Origin of the sequence: Brucella pseudintermedia (assembly GCF_008932435.1) — a bacterium.
Lineage (GTDB): Bacteria > Pseudomonadota > Alphaproteobacteria > Rhizobiales > Rhizobiaceae > Brucella > Brucella pseudintermedia.
Window position 1 is genome coordinate 17734 of record NZ_WBWE01000011.1, and the last position, 20924, is coordinate 38657.

Here is a 20924-nt window from a genome sequence, read left to right on the forward strand (position 1 = left end):
TGGGCAATGATGGAAATCGTTGCTCATGACGTAAGCACGTCAAAACGAAGCAACCGGCTGCGCGCACCCGCGCGCCGAAAACACACATGAGGGGTCCCTGACCAAATGACCAAAATCATCAAGACATCGAACTTCACGCGCCGCGATTTTCTTGCAATGTCGGCAGCGCTTGGTGCAACGGCGATGACCAGCCGCGCCTTCGCCGCCGATGAAAAGCTGAAAGTCGCAGGCATCCACGCCTCGCCGGTGGAAAATGCCTGGAACTCACGCCTTCATGCCGCCTTGCAACAGGCCAATGATGCTGGCCTGATCGACTATGTTTTTTCCGAAGGCGTTTCGGCGAGCGACTATCCCCGCGCCATGCGCGAATATGCCGAACAGGGCATCAAGCTGATCGTGGGCGAATCCTACGCTGTTGAACGCGAAGCGCGGCAGGTCGCGGGCGACTATCCGCAGACGGCTTTCGTCATGGGTTCCTCCGGCAAGCCGCAGGGCGACAATTTCGGCGTCTTCGGCACCTGGAATTTCGAAGCGGGCTATCTCACCGGAATGCTGGCGGGCGCGATGAGCAAGTCCGGCATCTTCGGCTCGGTCGGCGCGGTGCCGATCCCGGAAATCAACATGCTGATCAACGCCTTTCAGGATGGCGTGCGCGAAACGCGGCCAGACGCGAAGTTCGTCGCCTCCTTCATGGGCACCTTCTTCGATCCGCCGAAGGCGCGCGAGGCCGGGCTTGCAGCGATCGATTCCGGCGCGGACATTCTGTTCGGCGAACGCATCGGCACGGCAGATGCCGCCAAGGAGCGCGGCATCAAGGCCATCGGTTCGCTAACCGACTATACGCCGCGTTATCCCGATACGGTTTTTGCCAATGCAATCTGGAACTTCGGGCCAATCCTTAACGCGGCAATCGCGGACGTGAAGGCTGGACAGCCCGCGGGCAAGGACTACACGCCTTTCAGCATGATGAAGGAAGGCGGCAACGACATCATCTATGTCAAGGGCATCGCACCGGCAGAAGCGGAAGCGAAGATGGAAGCGCGCCGCAACGAGATCAAATCCGGTGCCTTTACGCTGAAGCTGAACGCCGAAGAGCCGAAATAATCTTGCCTCCGCGCCGGTGCTTCAACGCTCGTTCCAGCACCGGCGCACCCTCCTGCACGGGCCTCTCCCATGACCTCCACCGTCCTTGAACTGCAAAATATCACCAAGCGCTTTGGCCCGTTGACCGCCAATGACGATATTTCGCTCAAGCTCGAACGCGGTGAAATTCTCGCGTTTCTTGGCGAAAACGGTGCAGGCAAGACCACGCTGATGAACATCCTGTTCGGCCATTATGTGCCGGATGAAGGCCGCGTCTTCGTCAAGGGGGCGGAAATCCCGCAGGGCAAGCCGCGCGCGGCAATCGATGCGGGCGTGGGCATGGTGCACCAGCATTTCACGCTCGCGCCCAATCTCACCGTGCTTGAGAACATCATCACCGGCACGGAGAGCCTCTGGAAGCTCAAATCCGCGCACGGGCCTGCGCGCACCAAAATCGCCCAGATTGCAACGCGCTTCGGCTTGCAGGTCGATCCCGATGCGCGGCTGGGCGATCTGTCGGTGGGCGAGCAGCAGCGCGTCGAAATTCTGAAAGCGCTCTATAACAACGCCGACATACTGATCCTCGACGAGCCAACCGCCGTTTTGACCACGCAGGAAGCCGAAAGCCTGTTCGCGACGCTCAAGGAGATGGCGCGTCAGGGCCTGTCGCTGATCTTCATTTCGCACAAGCTGCATGAAGTCATGTCGGCAGCCGACCGCGTTGTCGTCCTGCGCGGCGGCAAGCTTGTCGCCGAACGCAAGGCATCCGAAACCTCGAAAGAAGAACTCGCCGAACTGATGGTCGGCCGTCGCGTTTCGCGCCCTGCACGCGCTGCGGCCACACCCGGCGAGACCTTGCTGGAAGCAAAGAATGTAACGGTCGTTGAAGATGGGGCCACCCGCCTTTCCGACCTCCATTTCCACGTTCGCGCCGGTGAAACGCTTGGCATCATCGGCGTGTCCGGCAACGGCCAGGCAGCGCTTGGGCGGCTCGTTTCCGGCCTCAGCCAACCGGCAAGCGGCGAGCTTGCAATGTTCGGGCAGACGGTCACGAAATTCGACCCTCGCCAGTTTGTGGCGGCTGGTGTTGGCCGCATCCCGGAAGACCGCAATGCCGAAGGCGCAATCGGCGATCTGACGCTGTGGGAAAATGCGGTGCTGGAACGCGTGCGCGATCCGCAGTTTTCCAACGGACTGCTGGTCAACCGCACGGCAGCGCGGGAATTCACCAACCGCATCATCAAGGATTTCGATGTGCGCGGCGGCACACCCGACAGCCGCATTCGCCTGCTTTCCGGCGGCAACATGCAAAAGCTAATTCTGGGCCGCAATCTGGAAACCGCTCCGCGCATCCTGATCGCCGCGCAGCCGACGCGCGGCCTCGATGAAGGCGCGGTCGCGGCCATCCATGCCCGCATTCTGGAAGCGCGCGCCAAGGGCGCCGCCGTATTGCTGATCTCGGAAGATCTGGATGAAATCATTGGCTTGGCGGATCGGGTTCAAGCCATTGTTAAAGGCCGTCTTTCCCCGCCCATTGACGCGGAAGAAGCCAATGCGCAGCGATTGGGCCTGATGATGGCGGGCGAATGGCAGAATAATACCAACAAGGGGCTGAACTGATGCGTATCGAACGACGCGAAACACGGCCCATGGCTCTGGTGGCAACGGCACCGATCATCGCCGTCCTGACTGCCTTCGTGCTTGCCGGATTGCTGATCGCTGCCGCCGGTGCGCCGGTTCTGGAAGCCTTCCGGCAGATCGCCATTGGCGCTTTCGGCAACAAGCTTTCGATCACCGAAACGCTCACCCGCGCAACGCCCCTGATGCTGACCGGCCTTGCCGCCGCCGTCGCCTTCCGCTCAAAACTCTGGAATATCGGAGCCGAAGGCCAGTTCTATATGGGCGCGCTGGCGGTGGTCGCCTGCGGCACGCAGTTGCAGCTTCCAGCCGCCATCCTCATTCCGCTTCTGCTGATCGTCGGCGCGATTGCGGGCATGGTTTTTCTGCTGATCCCGCTCGGGCTTCGCCTGCGCTTTGGCGTCGATGAAGTGGTGACGACGCTGCTTTTGAATTTCGTCGCCGTGCTCATCGTTTCGATGATGATCGAGGGGCCGATGAAAGATCCGCTTGCCTTCGGCTGGCCGCAATCCGAACCCGTTCCCGATGCCGCCGTGCTGCCCAAGATCATGTCCGGCATGCGGCTCCATATCGGCATCGTGATTGCCATCGCGCTGGCGATCATCATCGCCTATGTGCAGAAACGGACCGTATTCGGGCTTGAAACCAAGGCTGCGGGGCTCAACCCTGCCGCTGCCCGCTTCGCCGGTGTGCCCTTGGCCAGAACGCTGATAAAGGTGGCCTGCATTTCCGGCGGTCTGGCCGGGCTTGCGGGCGCGATACAGGTGATGGGCGTGAAGGGCTATGTCACGACCGATCTTTCACCGGGCTTCGGCTATTCCGGCATCATTGTCGCGATGCTCGCCAATCTGAACCCCATCGGCGCGATCTTCTCCGCGCTTTTTGCAGCCGCGATGTTTGTCGGCGCAGACGGCATGAGCCGCGCCATCGGCATCCCGAGCTTCATCGCCGATGTTACCGTGGCTCTGTCGCTCCTGACCATGCTGGTTGCGCTGTTCTTCACACAATACAGGATCGCCCGATGAACGAGTTGATGGATATTCTACTCTCCGCCGGTCTGTGGGTTTCGGTCCTGCGCATTGCAACGCCGCTGATTTTCGGCACGCTCGGCGCGCTTTATTGCGAACGCGCCGGTGTGCTCAATCTCGGCATCGAAGGCATCATGACCTTCGGCGCAATGATCGGCTGGCTGACCGTGTTCAACGGCGCGGACCTATGGACCGGCGTAGCGGTGGCGGCGGCTTCCGGCGCGCTGTTCGGCCTGCTTCATGCGGCCCTCACCGTGCCGCTCGGCCTGTCGCAGCACGTGGTGGGCCTTGGCATCACACTGTTTGCGTCAAGCCTTTCCTATTTCCTGTTCCGGCTTCTGGTGCCGCTGTCCTCGACACCGCCGTCCATCACGCCTTTCCAGCCGCTCAATCCGGGCTGGCTCACAGGCATACCTTTCATCGGGCAGGTGCTTGGCACGCAGACGGCGCTGACATGGATCGCCATTCCGCTGGCGCTTCTGCTCGGTTACGTGCTTTTCCGCACGCCGCTCGGCCTTGCAATCCGCATGACCGGCGAAAACCCGCATGCGGCGGAAGCGCAAGGCATCAACCCGATCCGGGTGCGCATTTTCACGATCATGTTCGGCAGCGCGCTGATGGCTGTCGGCGGCGCGTTCCTGACGCTTTCGGCGTTCAATTCGTTCTTCCCCACCATGATGCAGGGACGCGGCTGGGTCTGTATCGCGCTTGTCGTCTTCGCCTCGTGGAAACCGGCACGCGCGCTTGTGGGCGCCCTGCTCTTCGCACTGTTCGATGCATTCCAGCTTCGCTTGCAGACGGTTTACGGCAAGGCCGTGCCCTACCAGCTTTTCCTCATGATCCCTTATATCATGTCGATTGTGGCGCTGATCATCATGGCGCGCCGCGCCCGTGTCCCACAGGCGCTGATGCAGCCCTATCGCCGCGGCGAGCGGTAAGCGCTTCACGCAACGCCAGCCCCTCATCCTGAGGAGCCGCCGCAGGCGGCGTCTCGAAGGGCAAGGGGCGGCGATGCCGTGCGGCAGCGTCTCCCGATCTTTCGAGACGGCATCCTTCGCTCCGCGAAGGCCGCCTCCTCAAGATGAGGGAGACACGCGAACCGCAGCGCGATTGACACAGCAGAATCTCCAAGCAAAAACGGCGGCCTTTCGGACCGCCGTTTTCTTTTATACTGTCGGGCTTATGCAGCGCTCGACTTGCTCTTTTCAAAGCGCTTGCGCTCATTCGGGTCGAGATAGAGCTTGCGAAGGCGGATCGACTTCGGCGTTACTTCCACCAGCTCGTCGTCCTGAATCCACGACAGGGCGCGTTCCAGCGTCATCTTGATCGGCGGGGTGAGCTTCACGGCTTCGTCCTTGCCTGCGGCGCGGATGTTGGTGAGCTTCTTGCCCTTCAAGACGTTGACTTCAAGATCGTTGTCGCGGCTGTGAATGCCGATCAGCATACCCTGATAGACCTTGACGCCAGCGTCGATGATCATCGGGCCGCGATCTTCCAGGTTGAACAGCGCATAGGCAACCGCTTCGCCCTGATCATTGGAGATCAGAACGCCGTTGTTGCGGCCTGCGATTTCGCCCTTGTACGGCTGATAGTCGTGGAACAGGCGGTTCATGATCGCCGTGCCGCGCGTATCGGTCAGGAGTTCCGACTGATAGCCAATGAGGCCGCGGGTCGGAGCGTAGAAGACCAGACGCACGCGATTGCCGCCCGAAGGACGCAGTTCGACCATTTCGGCCTTGCGTTCGGACATCTTCTGCACGACCGTGCCGGAATACTCTTCATCAACGTCGATGACGACTTCTTCCACCGGCTCCAGCTTTTCGCCGTTCTCGCCGTCCTTCATGACGACGCGCGGACGTGAAACGCCAAGCTCGAAGCCCTCGCGGCGCATGTTTTCGATCAGAACCGCAAGCTGCAATTCGCCGCGGCCGGAAACGAAGAACGAATCCTTTTCGGTCGATTCCTCGATCTTCAGGGCGACATTGCCTTCGGCTTCTTTCAGCAGGCGGTCGCGGATGACGCGGCTCGTCACCTTGTCGCCTTCGGTGCCCGCATAGGGGCTGTCATTGACGATGAAGGACATTGTGACGGTCGGCGGATCGATCGGCTGCGCGGCGAGCGGCTCGCTTACCGAAGGATCACAGAACGTGTCGGCAACCGTGCCCTTGGAAAGGCCGGCAATAGCAACGATGTCGCCCGCCTGTGCTTCTTCAATCGGCTGACGCTCGATGCCGCGGAAAGCGAGGATCTTCGAGATACGGCCGTTTTCGAGCAGGGAACCGTCCTGCGCCAGAACCTTGACGGCCTGGTTCGGCTTGATGGAGCCCGAATGGATGCGGCCGGTGATGATGCGGCCCAGGAACGGATCGGCTTCGAGGATCGTGCCGATCATGCGGAACGGACCTTCAGCAACCTTTGGGGCCGGAACATGCTTCAGCACGAGGTCGAACAAGGGCGCCAGACCTTCGTCCTTCGGACCTTCCGGGCTCAGCGCCATCCAGCCGTTGCGGCCCGAACCGTAGAGGATCGGAAAATCGAGCTGTTCATCGGTCGCGTCGAGATTGGCGAAGAGGTCGAACACTTCGTTGACGACTTCCTCATGACGGCCATCGGGACGGTCGATCTTGTTGATCGCAACGATGGGCTTGAGGCCGACCTTCAACGCCTTGCCGACGACGAACTTCGTCTGCGGCATCGGGCCTTCGGCAGCGTCGACGAGAACGATAGCGCCGTCCACCATCGAGAGGATACGCTCCACCTCACCGCCGAAGTCGGCGTGGCCCGGCGTGTCGACGATGTTGATGCGCGTATTTTTCCAGACAACCGAAGTGGCCTTGGCGAGAATTGTGATCCCGCGTTCCTTTTCGATGTCGTTGGAATCCATCATGCGTTCTGCGACGCGCTGGTTGTCGCGGAACGAGCCCGACTGCTTCAGGAGTTCATCGACCAGAGTTGTTTTGCCATGATCGACGTGTGCGATAATAGCGATATTACGCAATTCCATATGGAGATCACTTCTATATGAGTTGGGAGCCGCGCCAACAGACCCGCGCGGAAAAACAATGCGGCGCTCTTACAGGTTTTTTTGCATTTTAGAAAGGGGCAGCACGAAACTGCCCCTCAATTAACCCGAAAAACCCGGATTTCACTGCGTTTTTACACTGTCAATTTGACAGTTTTTTGTACTCTTCGGGTCACAACAGCGTGCCGGACAGAATGATGATCGCAACACTGAAATAGATGACAAGACCCGTCACATCGACCAGCGTGGCGACGAAGGGCGCCGATGCGCTGGCCGGATCGAAGCCCAGCCTTTGCAGGATGAAGGGCAACATGGAGCCCGTCAGCGAGCCGAAAGTGACGATGGCCACCAGCGCCATGCCGACAGTGAGCGCCACCAGAATCCAGTGCTCGCCATAATCGTAGATGCCAAGCGTCTGCCATGCGATGATACGCAGAATGCCGATGCAGCCAAGAAAACTGCCAAGCGCGAGGCCCGACGGAATTTCACGCAGCGCGACACGCCACCAGTCCTTCAGCCTGATCTCCTGCAAGGCAAGCGCGCGGATAATCAGCGACGTTGCCTGCGAACCGGAATTGCCGCCCGAAGACATGATGAGCGGTATGAAGAGCGTCAGCACCAGCGCCTTTTCCAGTTCCGCCTCGAAATGCTGCATGGCGCTTGCCGTCAGCATTTCGCCGAGGAACAGGATACCGAGCCAGCCGGCGCGCTTCTTCAGCATCTCGCCAAACCCGATGCGCATATAGGGCTTGTCCAGCGCCTCCATACCACCGAAACGGTAAGCATCCTCGCTGGCCTCTTCGGTCATGGCGTCCAGCACGTCATCAACGGTCACGATGCCAATGATGTGGCGACTCTCATCCACTACCGGCACAGCCAGAAGGTCATGCTTGCGGAAAAGCCGGGCGACTTCCTCGCGGCTTGCCAGCGGCGAAATCGTGATGGGCTCGTCATCGCGGGCTATGGACAAGATCGGCTCATCCGGCTGGCGGATGATGAGACGGCGCAGGCTGACCACGCCCAGCAGGACGCGGCTGGCCGGATCGATGACATAGATGGCATAAACCGTTTCACGCGTGCGCTCGACCTTGCGGATATAATCCAGCGTCTGGCCGACATTCCAGTTGGACGGCACGGTGATGAATTCGATGGTCATGAGCGAGCCCGCCGTGTTCGGCGGATACCCCATCAGTTTCTTCAGCGCGACCTTGGTTTCAGGCGCAAGAATGGGAAACAGGCCTGCGCGGTCGTCGTCTTCCAGCTCCTGGAAAACGTCGGTGGCGCGGTCCGCCGACATGCCGTCGAGCAAAAGACTTGCAAGGCCGGGCGGAAGCGTGGCGATGATCTCGCTGGCACGGTGCAGTTCCGGCTGATCGAGCAGGCGGATGGCATCTTCGTGCGAAAGCTGCGCGATGACGGCGACTGCATCATCGGCATCCAGTTCGTTAACGAGTTCCACTGCGTCGCCGGTACGCATGTCCGCAATGCGGCTTGCGATGGCAGCAGCAGGGAGGTCGGCAACATTGAGCACTTCCGGGAAGAAGTTGTTGTCGGGCTTAAGGCCGGTCATGGGGCTTGCCTTTCTATCGATCCGCCGTCAAAGGCAGACCGTGCAAGCCGACCGCGAGCGATCAGATCACGAACTGCCTTGACGGCTGAAACAATCGACTGTGACTGTCGCTTGGCATAAGAGAATAAAACTCCGGTTGAAAATGCTGCCGCAGAAATTCGGCTGCGGGCGTGATGTGCGCTTGGTCGCCCATAAAGTCAAGCCCTGTCGGACGATGTGGAACGGTTTTTCCCGCAAGTTGGCTCCCACGGTTTCCCTCTTGCTTGGTTGCAAGGCGACGCCTAAATCTGATGCGTATCGATGCCATCTGAACCGGAGTTTCATCATGTCCGACAAGACCGCCCACAATCACGCGCTGACCGACTGGAGCGGACCGCTGGGCCTGCCGGATTTCACCGCGTTCGGGGACGACGATTTCGCTCCCGCCTTCGATGTGGCGCTGGCTGAGGACCTCGCCGAGGTCGAGGCCATCGCCGGGGCTACCGAAGAGGCGACCATCGAAAACACGCTCAAGGCCTTGCAACTGACCGGCAAGGCGCTAGACCGCGTGTCAGCCGTGTTCTGGCTGCGCGCGGGCGCACATACCAACACCACGATCCAGGCGCTGGAGCGCGAGATCGCGCCGAAAATGTCGCGCCACTATTCGCGCATTATGATGGACCCCGCACTTTTCGCCCGCATCGACGCGCTTTATGAAAACCGCGACATGCTGGACCTCGACACCGAGACCAAGCGGGTTCTTGAAAAGACGTGGAAAGGTTTCGTCCGGTCGGGCGCGAAGCTCGATGAAGCAGGCAAGACGGAACTTGCAGGCATCAATGAAAAGCTCGCCGGACTTGGCGCCCGCTTCGGCCAGAACGTGCTGAAGGATGAATCGAGCTGGGCGCTGTTCATCGCCGATGAGGCTGACCTCGTCGGACTGCCGGATTTCCTGAAGAACGCCATGCAAAGTGCTGCCGCCGAGCGCGGCAAGCCGGATGCGTGGGCCGTCACGCTGTCGCGCTCGATCATCGAGCCGTTCCTGTCATTCTCGCAGAACCGCGCGCTCCGCGAACAGGCGTTCAACGCCTGGGCGAAGCGCGGTGAAAATGGCGGTGAAAGCGACAATCGTGAGATCGTGCGCGAAATGGTGGAGCTGCGCGAGCGCAAGGCGCATCTGCTCGGCTACGCCAACTTTGCCGCCTACAAGCTTGACGATACCATGGCAAAGACGCCCAAGGCTGTCATGGATCTGCTGGAACCCGTCTGGGACAAGGCCCGCGCCAAGGCTCGGGAGGAAGAGAGCGAACTGGAACGGCTCATTGCAGCCGATGGCGGCAATCACAAGGTCGCGCCGTGGGACTGGCGCTTCTATGCGGAAAAGCTGCGCGCAGAACGCTTTGCCTTCGATGAAGCGGAACTGAAACTTTATCTTCAGCTGGAAAAGATCATCGACGCAGCTTTCGATGTGGCTAACCGCCTGTTCGGCATCCGCTTCGAGGAGAAGACGGGCATTGCCGCGTGGCACCCGGATGTGCGGGTGTTTCAGGTGTTCAACGCCGATGGCAGCGAACGCGGCCTGTTCCTTGGCGACTATTTCGCCCGGACAACGAAGCGCTCGGGCGCATGGATGAGTTCCCTGCAATCAAGTCACAAGCTTGATGGCGGGCAGAAGCCGATCATCTATAATGTGATGAATTTTGCAAAGCCGAAGGAGGGCGAACCTGCCCTGCTCTCGCTTGATGACGCACGCACCTTGTTCCATGAATTCGGCCATGCGCTCCATGGCCTGTTGTCGGATGTGACCTGGCCTGCTGTCTCCGGCACTGCTGTTTCCCGCGATTTTGTGGAACTGCCCTCGCAGCTTTACGAACATTGGCTCACGGTCCCTGCGGTTCTTGAAAAATACGCCGTGCACTATCGCACCGGAGAAGCCATGCCCAAGGCGCTTCTCGACAAGGTGCTGGCTGCCCGCACCTTCAATGCGGGGTTCAACACAGTCGAGTTCACCTCATCGGCGCTCGTGGACATGGCATTCCACACCGGTACGGAAAAGATCGCCGATCCGCTCGCCTTCGAGATAAAGACGCTGGAAAAGCTCTCTATGCCGGATGCGATCATCATGCGTCATCGCACGCCGCACTTCACCCACGTCTTTTCCGGCGACGGTTATTCCGCCGGCTACTATTCCTATATGTGGTCGGAAGTACTGGATGCGGACGCCTTTTCAGCATTCGAGGAAACCGGCGACGCTTTCAATCCGGAATTGGCAGCGAAACTGAAGCAGCATATCTATGCCGCCGGCGGCAGCCGCGACCCGGAAGAGCTTTACAAGGCATTCCGCGGCAAGATGCCGACACCGGACGCCATGATTGAAAAGCGTGGACTGAACTGATCGACTGAAAAGGCCGGGAAACCGGCCTTTTCACTTGTGGGTCAGAATATTCACGAGCCGACCGTATGGATCGCGCGTGAAAAAACGGCGTACGCCCCATTCCTCATCCGCCGGACCGTATTCGACGGTAAATCCCAGCGTGATCGCGCGTTCCAGCACGGCGTCGACGTCATCGACCTCTATGGAAAGATCGGGCACCGGCGTACCCGATCCACCCTCGCTCATGATGCTCACCTGTACCCGTGCCTCAGCATCGGTGACGTAGGTGACGATCCAGCCGAAATCCATCGCCACATCGAGGCCCAGCAAATCGCCATAGAAGCGCTTTGCCGCCGCCGGATCACCGGCGGCGATATTGGCGACGATGCGGCGCACGGCCATCAGTATTCGCCGAGCTTGATGTCGGGCGTGTAGTCAACGCCGTCGACTTCCTTCACCACCGGCTGGCCGCAATGCATGACGCCGGTGGCGGCGTTGAAGGCATAGGTCGGCGAGCCATAGAGCTGCCAGCCCTTGTTGAGCGCCGCCGTGACGCGATGGCAGAATGCGGAATCGTCCGGGCCTGTAATGAAACGATATAACTTCATGCTGGTACTTCCCCTGTTATAACTTTGCGCCCGCCTTGGCGAGCAAACGCTCGGCCATTTCGAGATGCAGTCTTTCGACCATTTGCCCGTCCAGCGAAACGACGCCCTTGTCGGCATTTTCAGGACGAGCGAAGATTTCAACGACGCTGCGGGCATGGGCTATTTCATCCTCGGTGGGCGAGAATGCACGATTGGCCGCTTCGATCTGGCCGGGATGAATGAGCGTCTTGCCATCGAAACCCATGGAAGCGCCCTGCGCGCATTCTGCCTCGAAGCCCACGCTGTCGCGAAAATCATTATAAACGCCATCGAGAACAGTGATCCCGCCAGCGCGCGCCGCAAGAATGATCTGCATCAGCCAGGGGATGAGATAGGGGCGTCCCGGTTGCGGACGCACGCCCGTTTCCCGCGCAATATCATTCGGCCCGACGACAAAACAGGCAAGCCGCACCGCCGAACGGTGCCCGAGAACCGCGATTTCGTCGGCATTGAGAATGCCTCTTGCCGTCTCGATCATCGCCCAGACGCCAACTGCGGGATCGGCATCGTGACGATCAAGCCGGTTGGCTGCGTCAATTATATCCTGCGGACGTTCGACCTTGGGCAGGAGGATCGCATCCGCGCCCATCTTTGCCGCCGCCGCGACATCGTCCTTGCCCCATGGCGTTTCCGCCATGTTGACCCGAACGATGCGTTCGAAGCCGACCTTCGGATGGCTTGCGAAATGCGCCGACAGCGCATCGCGCGCCAAAACCTTTGCCTCGGGCGCGACGGAATCTTCCAGATCATAAATCACGCAATCCGCTGGCAGCGTCAGCGACTTCTCCAGAGCGCGGGCATTGGCGGCAGGGACGAACAGGACGGAACGGCGAGGACGAACAATGGTTTTCATGTCCCGATTTGTGCACCGAACCGCCGGGCAGCGCAAGCACAGAGAGCGCTTGCGGAGCGGGCCTTGAAATCCTGCGTCGGCACGCCTATTTTCCGGCCTTCGGTTGAATGCACCTGCCGCCCGCAGCTTCCAAGGCACGGTAAAGCATTTTCAAATTTCGTTTTTGTTCCGGTGACGGCAGAAACGGCAATGCGGGCACCCGTTCATGAAAACGCCGCTCACAATCAGGAGCGAAAACAATGACCACAGCTATCGTCGCTGGGACCAATAACGCTGACTTCAAGCATCAGGCCCGCCGTCTGCGGCAGGCGCTGAGCGAGGAAGGCATCACCATCAGCCATGGCAAGGCGCTTGACCTTGTGGCGCGCCAGTCCGGCACACGCGACTGGAACACGCTTGCCGCCAATGGCAGCAAGGCGGAAGCCGCCCCCATGCAGGAGGATACCGCGCCTTACCGCGTCGGCCAGCGCATCACCGGCCTGTTTCACACCACGCCGTTCGATGCCCGCATCATCGCGGTTGAGGAAACGATCAAGCCGGAGTTGTGGCGCATCACGCTCCAGTTCGATCCGGCTATTGACGTGGCGGTTTCACCGAACCTTTCGATGCTGCGCAGGCGCGTCACGGCTGTTGTCGGCACCGACGGCAAATCCCGCCGGCTCACCGGCAGCGAGACCGGCGGCATTGCTCTCAATGTTGCATAATTGCTCAATATGCATCGCATACGCATGATCAGGAAAGCTTGACCTGGTTTCCGGACAGGATTATGCGCATAACCCGAAAGTTGAACTGTCAGGCGTGCTTGCAGGCGCGCCGGACAGTTTGCAAAACGGGTCGGGAGTTGCGACCTATTGGGCAGTTCCGGCCTCAAACGTTGACTCTCGGTCAAGCTGATGTAAACCAGTTTGCAAATTGCAAATTCCCAACCGACAGGTTCAGGACATGGATAAGTTCACCAAGCTCACAGGCGTCGCTGCCCCCCTGCCGATCGTCAATATCGACACGGATATGATCATTCCGAAGGATTACCTGAAGACGATCAAGCGCACGGGTCTGAGCAAGGGACTTTTCGCCGAAATGCGCTTCAATGAAGACGGTACGGAGAACCCGGATTTTGTCCTGAACAAGCCCGGCTACCGCAACGCTCAGATTCTGGTTGCAGGCGACAATTTCGGCTGCGGTTCCTCGCGCGAACATGCGCCGTGGGCCTTGCTTGATTTCGGTATCCGCTGCGTCATCTCGACCTCGTTCGCCGACATCTTCTACAATAACTGCTTCAAGAACGGCATCCTGCCGATCAAGGTCACTCAGGAAGAGCTGGACAAGCTGATGGACGACGCTTCGCGCGGCGCCAATGCAACCCTCACCATCGATCTCGAAGCCAAGGAAATTCACGGTCCCGATGGCGGCACGATTTCCTTCGATCTCGACGATTTCAAGCGCCATTGCCTGCTCAACGGTCTCGACGATATCGGCCTGACCATGGAAAAGGCTGGCAGCATCGACGCATTCGAGGCCAAGCGCGCCGAACTGCGTCCCTGGGCATAATGACGGCATGTACTATATATACTCGGCCAGAATGCCCGCCAGAATGCCCGGTCGCAGGTCTGGCGGCCTGCACAAGTGAATAGGACACGATTGGCTGAAATGGCCCGAGAAGATCAAAGCGGCGACTGGGCGGGACGTCTTTCGCCCTCGCTGGACGAAATTGAATCCATCGCGATTGAAGCTCTCGCGCATCTGCCGCAGGAGTTTCGCGCGCTGTGCGGCGACATCATTATCCAGATTGCCGACTTTCCTGACGATCAGATCATTGAGGACATGGGGCTAGAAACCCCATTCGACCTGCTTGGCCTTTTTGAAGGACGCGGCATCGGCGAACGTTTCAGCCTGCAGACCGGCGAAGGCCCAAACCGTATCACGCTCTATCGTCGCGCGATCCTCGACTACTGGTCCGAACATGAAGAAGTGCTGGGCGATATCATCACCCATGTGCTGATTCATGAGATCGGCCACCATTTCGGCCTGTCGGACGACGATATGGAAAATATCGAGGCGCAGGCGGAATAATCATTTGCCTTTGTGGGGCGATTTAAAGCGCTCCGTCCTCAGAATTTGATCGCCATAAGCGCGGCGCAACGACTGAGCAAGATGTCTCGCTCTTCTGAGAGGTCTGTGGCAAAGCGATCTGCAAGCCTGTGATATGAGGCATCTAGAGCGCGTTTCGATCTGATTGGATCAGATCGGCGCTCTAAAGCTTTCTATTTTGAGCATAATCTTATCGATCCTCGTTTCACTCCGGTCGGATTATGCTCTAATGTCGGGTTTATAAGATAGCGCGCCTCCATTCTTTCACACGTGGAGCGAAGGTCGCGAATATTCGGGTTCATCGAAATGGCTTCCTGCTGAAAATGGGAAAATATCATAAAAAGGCGCCCTCATCGGACGCCTTTTGAATGTTTTGTCAGGCCACGCTCAAGCGAACATCGATATTGCCGCGCGTTGCGTGCGAGTAAGGGCAGACAATGTGAGCTGCCTGAACCAGCTCTTCTGCCTTGGCCTTCTCGACGCCCGGCAATGCCACTTGCAGCGCGACATCGAGGCCGAAGCCCGTTCCATCTTCCCGCGGACCGATACCGACCGTCGCGGTGACCGTGCTGTCGGCTGAAATGGAAACTTTTTCCTTTGCGGCAACAAACTTCAGCGCGCCGAGGAAGCAGGCCGCATAGCCGGAAGCGAAAAGCTGTTCGGGATTGGTGCCCTCGCCGCCCGAGCCGCCCAGTTCCTTCGGCGTGTCGAGAACGACGCTGAGCCGTCCGTCGGCGGTTTTGGCGCTACCGGTACGGCCGCCGGTTGCTGTGGACTGGGTGGTGTACAGAATTGGCATCTGGGTTTCTCCTTTGGATTGTCTTCGCAACCAAGCTTGCAGATTATTAAATTGTGCGCAATCTAATTTTGCAAAATAAAATATCACAATTATATGATGCACAATAGGATTGCGCTTGATGTATATGTTTCCAAAGGAGTTATCAGATGAAGCGCGACGAACAGGAATCCAGTCTCGGTCTTTCCAACATGGTCTGCTTTGCGATCTATTCGACCGCAAATGCGCTGACGCGCGCCTATCAGCCGATCCTCAACAAACTCGACCTCACCTATCCACAGTTTCTGGTGATGATCGTGCTGTGGGAACAAGACGACCGGACCGTCTCGGAGATCGGCGCAAAACTCAATCTGGATTCAGGAACCCTGACCCCGTTGCTGAAGCGACTTGAAGCTGCCGGGCGCATTGCACGGCGGCGCGATGCCCGCGACGAGCGGCAGGTGCGCATTACTTTGACCGACGAGGGCCGAGAGTTGCGCAAGGAGGCTGAGAACATCCCCGAGCAGGTGTTCTGCGCACTTGGTCAACCTATCGATGAATTACAGGATTTGCGCGCGCGCTTGCTCGATATACGCGGCAATCTCGCCAACAGTCTCAACCGCTAACAAAAAAGCGCCGGAAAACCGGCGCTCGGACTGCTGAAAAGACTATGCAGATCAGCGATAATGGTCGTTATAATGCTTGTCGTACCAAAGCCAGCCGAAAGCAGCGGCCGCAACGATCAACGGGAAAACATACCAGAAGAACACTTCAGAGGTCATGGCTCCAATCTCCCTAGAACGCGCCTTGCCGCTAAATGTAAGCCAATCGCCGGCAAAATCCAAGCTGTGACGCCGAGAAAAGACACAAGCAGTCCGCTTCCCGGTGTGAAATTGAAGGTCTTGCCCAGAACTCCGACAGCGAGAAACGCCGTGGAAAGGCGATCAAGATTGTTCGCCAGCAGCTTGGTTCGTTCGTTATCACTACAGTTGCAAATTCGTCAGGCCGTGGCGAAAAGAGTGATTTTCGAGTACCGGAGCGCAGCGTACTTAAAGGTACGTGAGCACCGGAACGCAGACAAATTGCTCTTTGCAGCCCGGCATCACGAAGAATGCAACTGTAGTGTTATGTATCAAGCTCATATCGCCCTCCCGATCACTTCTTATCCCGGAGCCTAATGGACCGCCATCCGCATCAAACAAAAAGCGCCGGTTTCCCGACGCTTTTCAATATCAGTGCTGGGAAGGCTGATCAGGCGGCAAGCGCCTTCGGCTTGATGAGGCCGCGCGCAACCAGCAATTCAGCGATCTGGATCGTGTTGAGAGCAGCGCCCTTGCGCAGATTGTCGGAAACAACCCACATGGCAAGACCGTTTTCGACCGTGATATCCTCGCGGATGCGGCTGATATAAGTCGCGTCTTCACCAGCGGATTCATAAGGCGTGATGTAGCCGCCGTTTTCGTGCTTGTCGACAACCTGGCAGCCCGGGGCCTCGCGCAGGATTTCGCGTGCTTCTTCCGGCGTGATCGGGTTTTCGAACTCGATATTCACCGCTTCGGAATGGCCGATGAAAACCGGAACGCGAACCGCGGTAGCCGTTAGCTTGATCTTCGGATCGAGCATCTTCTTGGTTTCGGCCACCATCTTCCATTCTTCCTTGGTGTAGCCGTCTTCCATGAAGACATCGATATGCGGGATGACGTTGAACGCGATGCGCTTGGTAAACTTTTTCGCCGTAACCGGATCGGCTACGAAAACAGCGCGCGACTGCTCAAACAGTTCGTCCATGCCTTCCTTGCCCGCGCCCGAGACCGACTGATAGGTCGCGACAACGACGCGCTTGATCTTGGCAACGTCGTGCAGCGGCTTCAAAGCCACCACGAGCTGAGCGGTCGAGCAGTTCGGATTGGCGATGATGTTCTTCTTGCGGAAACCCTCGACCGCGTCGGGGTTCACCTCGGGCACGATCAGCGGCACTTCCGCGTCATAACGCCAGGCCGAGGAATTATCGATGACGACGCAGCCCTGCTTGCCGATCTTCGGCGACCATTCCTTGGAAATTTCGCCGCCGGCAGACATCAGGCAGATATCCGTATCGGAAAAATCATACGTATCGAGCGCCTTGACCTTCAGCGTCCGGTCGCCATAGGACACTTCAGTGCCCTGGCTGCGACGCGATGCAAGCGCGACCACTTCGTCCGCCGGAAAGCCGCGTTCCTCGAGGATATTGAGCATTTCGCGCCCGACATTTCCGGTGGCGCCGACAACTGCAACCTTGAAACCCATTTTTCGTCTCCTGTCCCTCTCCGCTTCCAGATTCGGAACCCCGCAGGCCACGCGGGACTTCCGCCCCCGGGCCAGACCCGGGGAGAGGGCGAGCAGGCCAAGGGAATCAGACCGTTTTCGTGGTCGTTTTGGTAATGGCCGTGAGTGTTTTGGAAATCGAAGGCATGCGCGCTGCCCCGGCAAGAATGCCGGCAGTTCCAAGAGAAACTGACGCTACGTTGACGCGATCCACGCGGGTTCTCCTTCGTTCGCCACTGCTTTTACGCGGTTTATGGATGGAGTCAATTCTCCACCCTCACGACGGGCACTTTTTTTGGCGCTTTGTTGCTTTCTTTCAGTATTTCAAGCCGCAAACTCTGTCTCATACTAAAGACTACTGCACGAATCCCCTTTTTCGGTTCATCATGCAAGTGTGAGGAGAGCGTCCGGACAGTTGAGAGGAACTGTTCCCGGCGCACCAGGCGAACTTCATTTTACCCGGTGAAGAAGTATCGTCTTACATTTGCCCGTATGGGCTCTGTTTGGGAGGACAGATTAATGGCAGTCTCGTCAAGTGCCGAGGTCGGCACGCAGAAAATGACGAGCGAAGAACGCAAGGTGATCTTTGCGTCATCGCTTGGTACCGTCTTCGAATGGTACGACTTTTATCTCTACGGAACGCTTGCCGCCTTTATCGGCGCGGCATTCTTCAACGAATATCCTGAAGCAACCCGAAACATCTTCGTTCTGCTCGCCTTCGCGGCGGGCTTCCTCGTCCGTCCGTTCGGCGCTCTGGTTTTCGGGCGCATCGGCGATCTCGTCGGGCGCAAATACACCTTCCTCGTGACTATCGTCATCATGGGCGCGTCCACGTTCCTGGTGGGTATCCTGCCCGGCTCGGCCACGCTCGGCATTTTCGCGCCGATCATCCTGATTGTCCTGCGCATGCTGCAGGGTCTTGCACTCGGCGGTGAATATGGCGGCGCGGCAACTTATGTTGCGGAACATGCTCCGAACAATCGTCGGGGCTTCTTCACGTCCTGGATCCAGACGACGGCAACGCTCGGCCTGTTCCTGTCGCTGCTGGTGATCCTCGGCATTCAGGCTGTGATGAGCAAGGAAGCTTTCGCTGCCTGGGGCTGGCGCATTCCATTCCTCGTCTCCATCATCCTGCTTGGTATTTCCGTCTGGATTCGCATGCAGATGAGTGAGTCGCCGGCATTCAAGCGCATGAAGGAAGAAGGCAAGACTTCCAAGGCGCCGCTTTCCGAAGCATTTGGCCAATGGAAGAACGCCAAGATCGCACTCATCGCCCTTTTCGGCCTTACCGCTGGTCAGGCTGTGGTGTGGTATTGTGGTCAGTTCTACGCATTGTTCTTCCTGCAGAACGTTCTGAAGGTGGAAAACCAGTCGGCCAATATCATGGTGGCTATTGCCCTTCTGATCGGCACCGGCTTCTTCGTTTTCTGGGGCTGGTTGTCGGACAAGATCGGGCGCAAGCCGATCATCATGGCAGGCCTGATTCTGGCGGCTTTGACCTACTTCCCGCTGTTCAAGGCGCTGACCAATGCCGCCAACCCGGCTCTGGCGCAGGCCGAACAGACCATCAAGGCAACCGTCACGGCAGCACCCGGCGATTGTAACTTCCAGTTCAACGCCACCGGCACGTCGAAGTTCACCACTTCCTGCGATGTCGCGACAAGCTTCCTCGCCAAAAGCTCGGTGCCTTATGAAATCGTGCAGACGGCAGCAGCCGGAACGCCTGCAACCATCACGCTCGGTGACAGCACGATCACGTCTTACGACGCTGTTCAGGCTGGAGCCGACGCTGCGGCCAAGCAGTCGGCGCTGGCTCACGACGTGAACCTTGCCTTGCAGAAGGCCGGCTTCCCGCTCGTCCGCGATCCGGCGAAAGTACCGGACAGCAAGCTTGACGCATTTGTCGCCGCCAATCCGGAGCTTCAATTGAATGCCGAAGCCATCCGCGCGGGTGACAAGGCCATGGTTCCGGCCGCAGATCTGGTGAAGCAGAAGCTTCTCACCCAGACCGAAGCCGACGGCCTCGGCGTCAGCACCGAGCAGGCCGTCTACACCATTCCGAATGCCGGTGCATTCAAGATGGTCGCTGATCCTGCAGAAGTGAACTGGGTCCTGACAATCGCCATCCTGACCATCCTCGTCATCTATGTGACGATGGTGTACGGCCCGATTGCCGCTATCCTCGTCGAGATGTTCCCGACCCGCATCCGCTACACCGGCATGTCGTTGCCCTATCATATCGGCAATGGCTGGTTCGGCGGCCTGCTTCCGGCTGGCGTCTTCGCGCTCAGCGCCGCAAAGGGCGACATCTATTACGGCCTCTGGTATCCGATCATCATCGCCTCCATCACCTTTGTGATCGGCATGATCTTCGTCAAGGAAACCAAGGGCGTCGACCTGCACAAGGTTGACTGATCCTGCACACAACGATGCGAAACGCCGCTCCGAAAGGGCGGCGTTTTGCGTTTGGAAACGCTCCAACTTTTCAGCGATATTGCGCCTCGATCTCGATCAGCTTCTGCTTGCGCCAGAGACCGCCGCCATAACCGGTCAGCGACCCATCCGCGCCAATCACGCGATGGCAGGGAATGATGATCGCGATCTGGTTCGCGCCATTGGCCCGCGCAACCGCACGCACGGCAAGCGGCTTGTCGATAGCTTGCGCAAGCTCGCTATAGCTGCGTGTGTCCCCTGCCCGGATGTCCTGAAGTGCACGCCAGACATCTTGCGTAAAAGCACTGCCGTGCAGCACCAGCGGGAGATCGAATGTCGGCGAATTGCCCTCAAAAAAGGCATTGAGCTGATGCTCGACGAGATCATGCATGTCGAAACGGCCGATCCCCAGATCACCGCGACAGGTGGTATAGAGCTTCTTAAGTTCAGCAGGCAGCGCCTTGCGATCCACAAATTCGAGAAGATGCAGGTTTCGAGCATCACAGATGGCGATCATCGTCCCCAGCGGCGTCCTGATCCAATCGGCGCGCAGCAAGCCGTCGCCCCGTAATTTGCCAGGCGGAAGCCCAAGAATGCGCGCAAAGGCGCTGCGGAAAGCTTCGGGAGATTCAAATCCCGCATCAATCTGCGCATCAATCACCCGCCCGCCATCGGCGAGCGCCTGAAATCCATGCCGCAGACGCTCCTGCCGCGCCATTTCCAGAAAGGTCATTCCGAAATGACGGCGGAAATTGCGGCGGACGGTTGATGGATCGAACCCCATACGAATGACATCCTCTTCGCTCCAGCGGCGCTCCGGCTGCGCTTCAAGCGCTTCGAGAAGCCTTTTTATCGAAGGTTCAGCTTCGGCGGCGGGTTGCAACGGATGGCATCTTTTGCAGGGCCTGAACCCGTCGGCCATGCATTCGGCAACGGACGCAAAGAAGCGGCAGTTTTCCTGTTTGGGCTTGCGCGCCGGACAGGTCAGGCGGCAGAAAATCCCGGTCGAGATAACGCCGACATAGGCCCTGCCCTCATAAGCGGCATCGCGGGCGACAAGCGCATCGTAAAGTTTGTCTTGGTCAGGGAGCGTGAACAACATGCCGCTATTCTTATGCAGCATGCCATGA

17 protein-coding genes and 1 pseudogene are annotated in these 20924 nt (G+C 58.7%); 10 read left to right on the forward strand and 8 right to left on the reverse strand.

The window, feature by feature from the left end:
- Nucleotides 1-105 precede the first annotated feature (105 nt).
- The 4 genes from F9K78_RS14675 to F9K78_RS14690 all read left to right on the forward strand — a co-directional run bounded on the left by F9K78_RS14675 (nt 106) and on the right by F9K78_RS14690 (nt 4687).
- Complete coding sequence (locus F9K78_RS14675) at nt 106-1104, forward strand: BMP family protein (protein ID WP_121985217.1); 999 nt, start codon at nt 106-108, stop codon at nt 1102-1104.
- Nucleotides 1105-1173: 69 nt separating this feature from the next.
- On the forward strand, nt 1174-2703 hold the full coding sequence (locus tag F9K78_RS14680) for an ABC transporter ATP-binding protein (protein WP_121985218.1): 1530 nt from the start codon (nt 1174-1176) through the stop codon (nt 2701-2703).
- Nucleotides 2703-3746 carry an ABC transporter permease gene (locus F9K78_RS14685; RefSeq protein WP_122066563.1) on the forward strand — a complete coding sequence of 348 codons (1044 nt, stop codon included), beginning with the start codon at nt 2703-2705 and terminating at the stop codon, nt 3744-3746. Before F9K78_RS14680 ends, F9K78_RS14685 begins: the two co-directional genes overlap by 1 nt.
- A complete protein-coding gene (locus F9K78_RS14690; protein WP_121985220.1) occupies nt 3743-4687 on the forward strand; it encodes an ABC transporter permease in 945 nt (314 codons plus the stop codon). The genes F9K78_RS14685 and F9K78_RS14690 overlap by 4 nt, the downstream gene beginning before the upstream one ends.
- A 242-nt stretch (nt 4688-4929) precedes the next feature.
- Here F9K78_RS14690 and typA read toward each other — a convergent pair whose 3' ends face one another.
- Entirely contained in the window at nt 4930-6753 is a 1824-nt protein-coding gene (gene typA, locus F9K78_RS14695; RefSeq protein ID WP_121983639.1) for a translational GTPase TypA, read from the reverse strand.
- 190 nt (nt 6754-6943) lie between these two features.
- Nucleotides 6944-8341: a magnesium transporter gene (mgtE, locus tag F9K78_RS14700; protein ID WP_121983638.1), complete on the reverse strand. Its 1398-nt coding sequence runs from the start codon at nt 8339-8341 to the stop codon at nt 6944-6946.
- A 325-nt stretch (nt 8342-8666) separates the two neighbouring features.
- Between mgtE and F9K78_RS14710 the strand changes: the two genes are divergently transcribed.
- Nucleotides 8667-10715, forward strand: a complete 2049-nt coding sequence (locus F9K78_RS14710) for a M3 family metallopeptidase (RefSeq protein ID WP_121985221.1) — start codon at nt 8667-8669, stop codon at nt 10713-10715.
- Nucleotides 10716-10745: 30 nt separating this feature from the next.
- Here F9K78_RS14710 and F9K78_RS14715 read toward each other — a convergent pair whose 3' ends face one another.
- From F9K78_RS14715 to F9K78_RS14725, 3 genes and pseudogenes are all read right to left on the reverse strand, one after another.
- Nucleotides 10746-11096: a VOC family protein gene (locus F9K78_RS14715; RefSeq protein WP_121985222.1), complete on the reverse strand. Its 351-nt coding sequence runs from the start codon at nt 11094-11096 to the stop codon at nt 10746-10748.
- Entirely contained in the window at nt 11096-11302 is a 207-nt protein-coding gene (locus F9K78_RS14720; protein WP_002965766.1) for a DUF1737 domain-containing protein, read from the reverse strand. The genes F9K78_RS14715 and F9K78_RS14720 overlap by 1 nt, the downstream gene beginning before the upstream one ends.
- A gap of 16 nt (nt 11303-11318) precedes the next feature.
- Nucleotides 11319-12264, reverse strand: a pseudogene (locus F9K78_RS14725) (HpcH/HpaI aldolase/citrate lyase family protein).
- Nucleotides 12265-12433: 169 nt separating this feature from the next.
- Between F9K78_RS14725 and F9K78_RS14730 the strand changes: the two are divergent.
- The 3 genes from F9K78_RS14730 to F9K78_RS14740 all read left to right on the forward strand — a co-directional run bounded on the left by F9K78_RS14730 (nt 12434) and on the right by F9K78_RS14740 (nt 14264).
- Entirely contained in the window at nt 12434-12898 is a 465-nt protein-coding gene (locus F9K78_RS14730) for a glyoxalase superfamily protein (RefSeq protein ID WP_121985224.1), read from the forward strand.
- Nucleotides 12899-13136: 238 nt separating this feature from the next.
- A complete protein-coding gene (gene leuD / locus F9K78_RS14735) occupies nt 13137-13742 on the forward strand; it encodes a 3-isopropylmalate dehydratase small subunit (protein ID WP_121983633.1) in 606 nt (201 codons plus the stop codon).
- A gap of 99 nt (nt 13743-13841) precedes the next feature.
- The gene (locus tag F9K78_RS14740; RefSeq protein WP_006472228.1) at nt 13842-14264 is read left to right on the forward strand and encodes a metallopeptidase family protein; all 423 of its coding nucleotides are present in this window, start codon (nt 13842-13844) and stop codon (nt 14262-14264) included.
- A gap of 394 nt (nt 14265-14658) precedes the next feature.
- Here the strand turns inward: F9K78_RS14740 and F9K78_RS14745 are convergent, their stop codons facing one another.
- Nucleotides 14659-15081 (reverse strand): organic hydroperoxide resistance protein, encoded by a 423-nt coding sequence (locus tag F9K78_RS14745; RefSeq protein WP_121985225.1) that lies wholly within the window; start codon nt 15079-15081, stop codon nt 14659-14661.
- A gap of 146 nt (nt 15082-15227) precedes the next feature.
- Between F9K78_RS14745 and F9K78_RS14750 the strand changes: the two genes are divergently transcribed.
- Nucleotides 15228-15683 (forward strand): MarR family winged helix-turn-helix transcriptional regulator, encoded by a 456-nt coding sequence (locus F9K78_RS14750; protein ID WP_121985226.1) that lies wholly within the window; start codon nt 15228-15230, stop codon nt 15681-15683.
- Between the two features lie 625 nt (nt 15684-16308).
- Here F9K78_RS14750 and F9K78_RS14760 read toward each other — a convergent pair.
- Nucleotides 16309-17343 carry an aspartate-semialdehyde dehydrogenase gene (locus F9K78_RS14760; protein ID WP_121983629.1) on the reverse strand — a complete coding sequence of 345 codons (1035 nt, stop codon included), beginning with the start codon at nt 17341-17343 and terminating at the stop codon, nt 16309-16311.
- A gap of 537 nt (nt 17344-17880) precedes the next feature.
- Between F9K78_RS14760 and F9K78_RS14765 the strand changes: the two genes are divergently transcribed.
- Nucleotides 17881-19776, forward strand: coding sequence for an MFS transporter (locus F9K78_RS14765; RefSeq protein WP_121983628.1), 1896 nt, complete (start codon nt 17881-17883; stop codon nt 19774-19776).
- Between the two features lie 70 nt (nt 19777-19846).
- Here the strand turns inward: F9K78_RS14765 and F9K78_RS14770 are convergent, their stop codons facing one another.
- Nucleotides 19847-20896, reverse strand: coding sequence for a bifunctional transcriptional activator/DNA repair enzyme AdaA (locus F9K78_RS14770; protein WP_121985251.1), 1050 nt, complete (start codon nt 20894-20896; stop codon nt 19847-19849).
- Between the last annotated feature and the right edge of the window lie 28 nt (nt 20897-20924).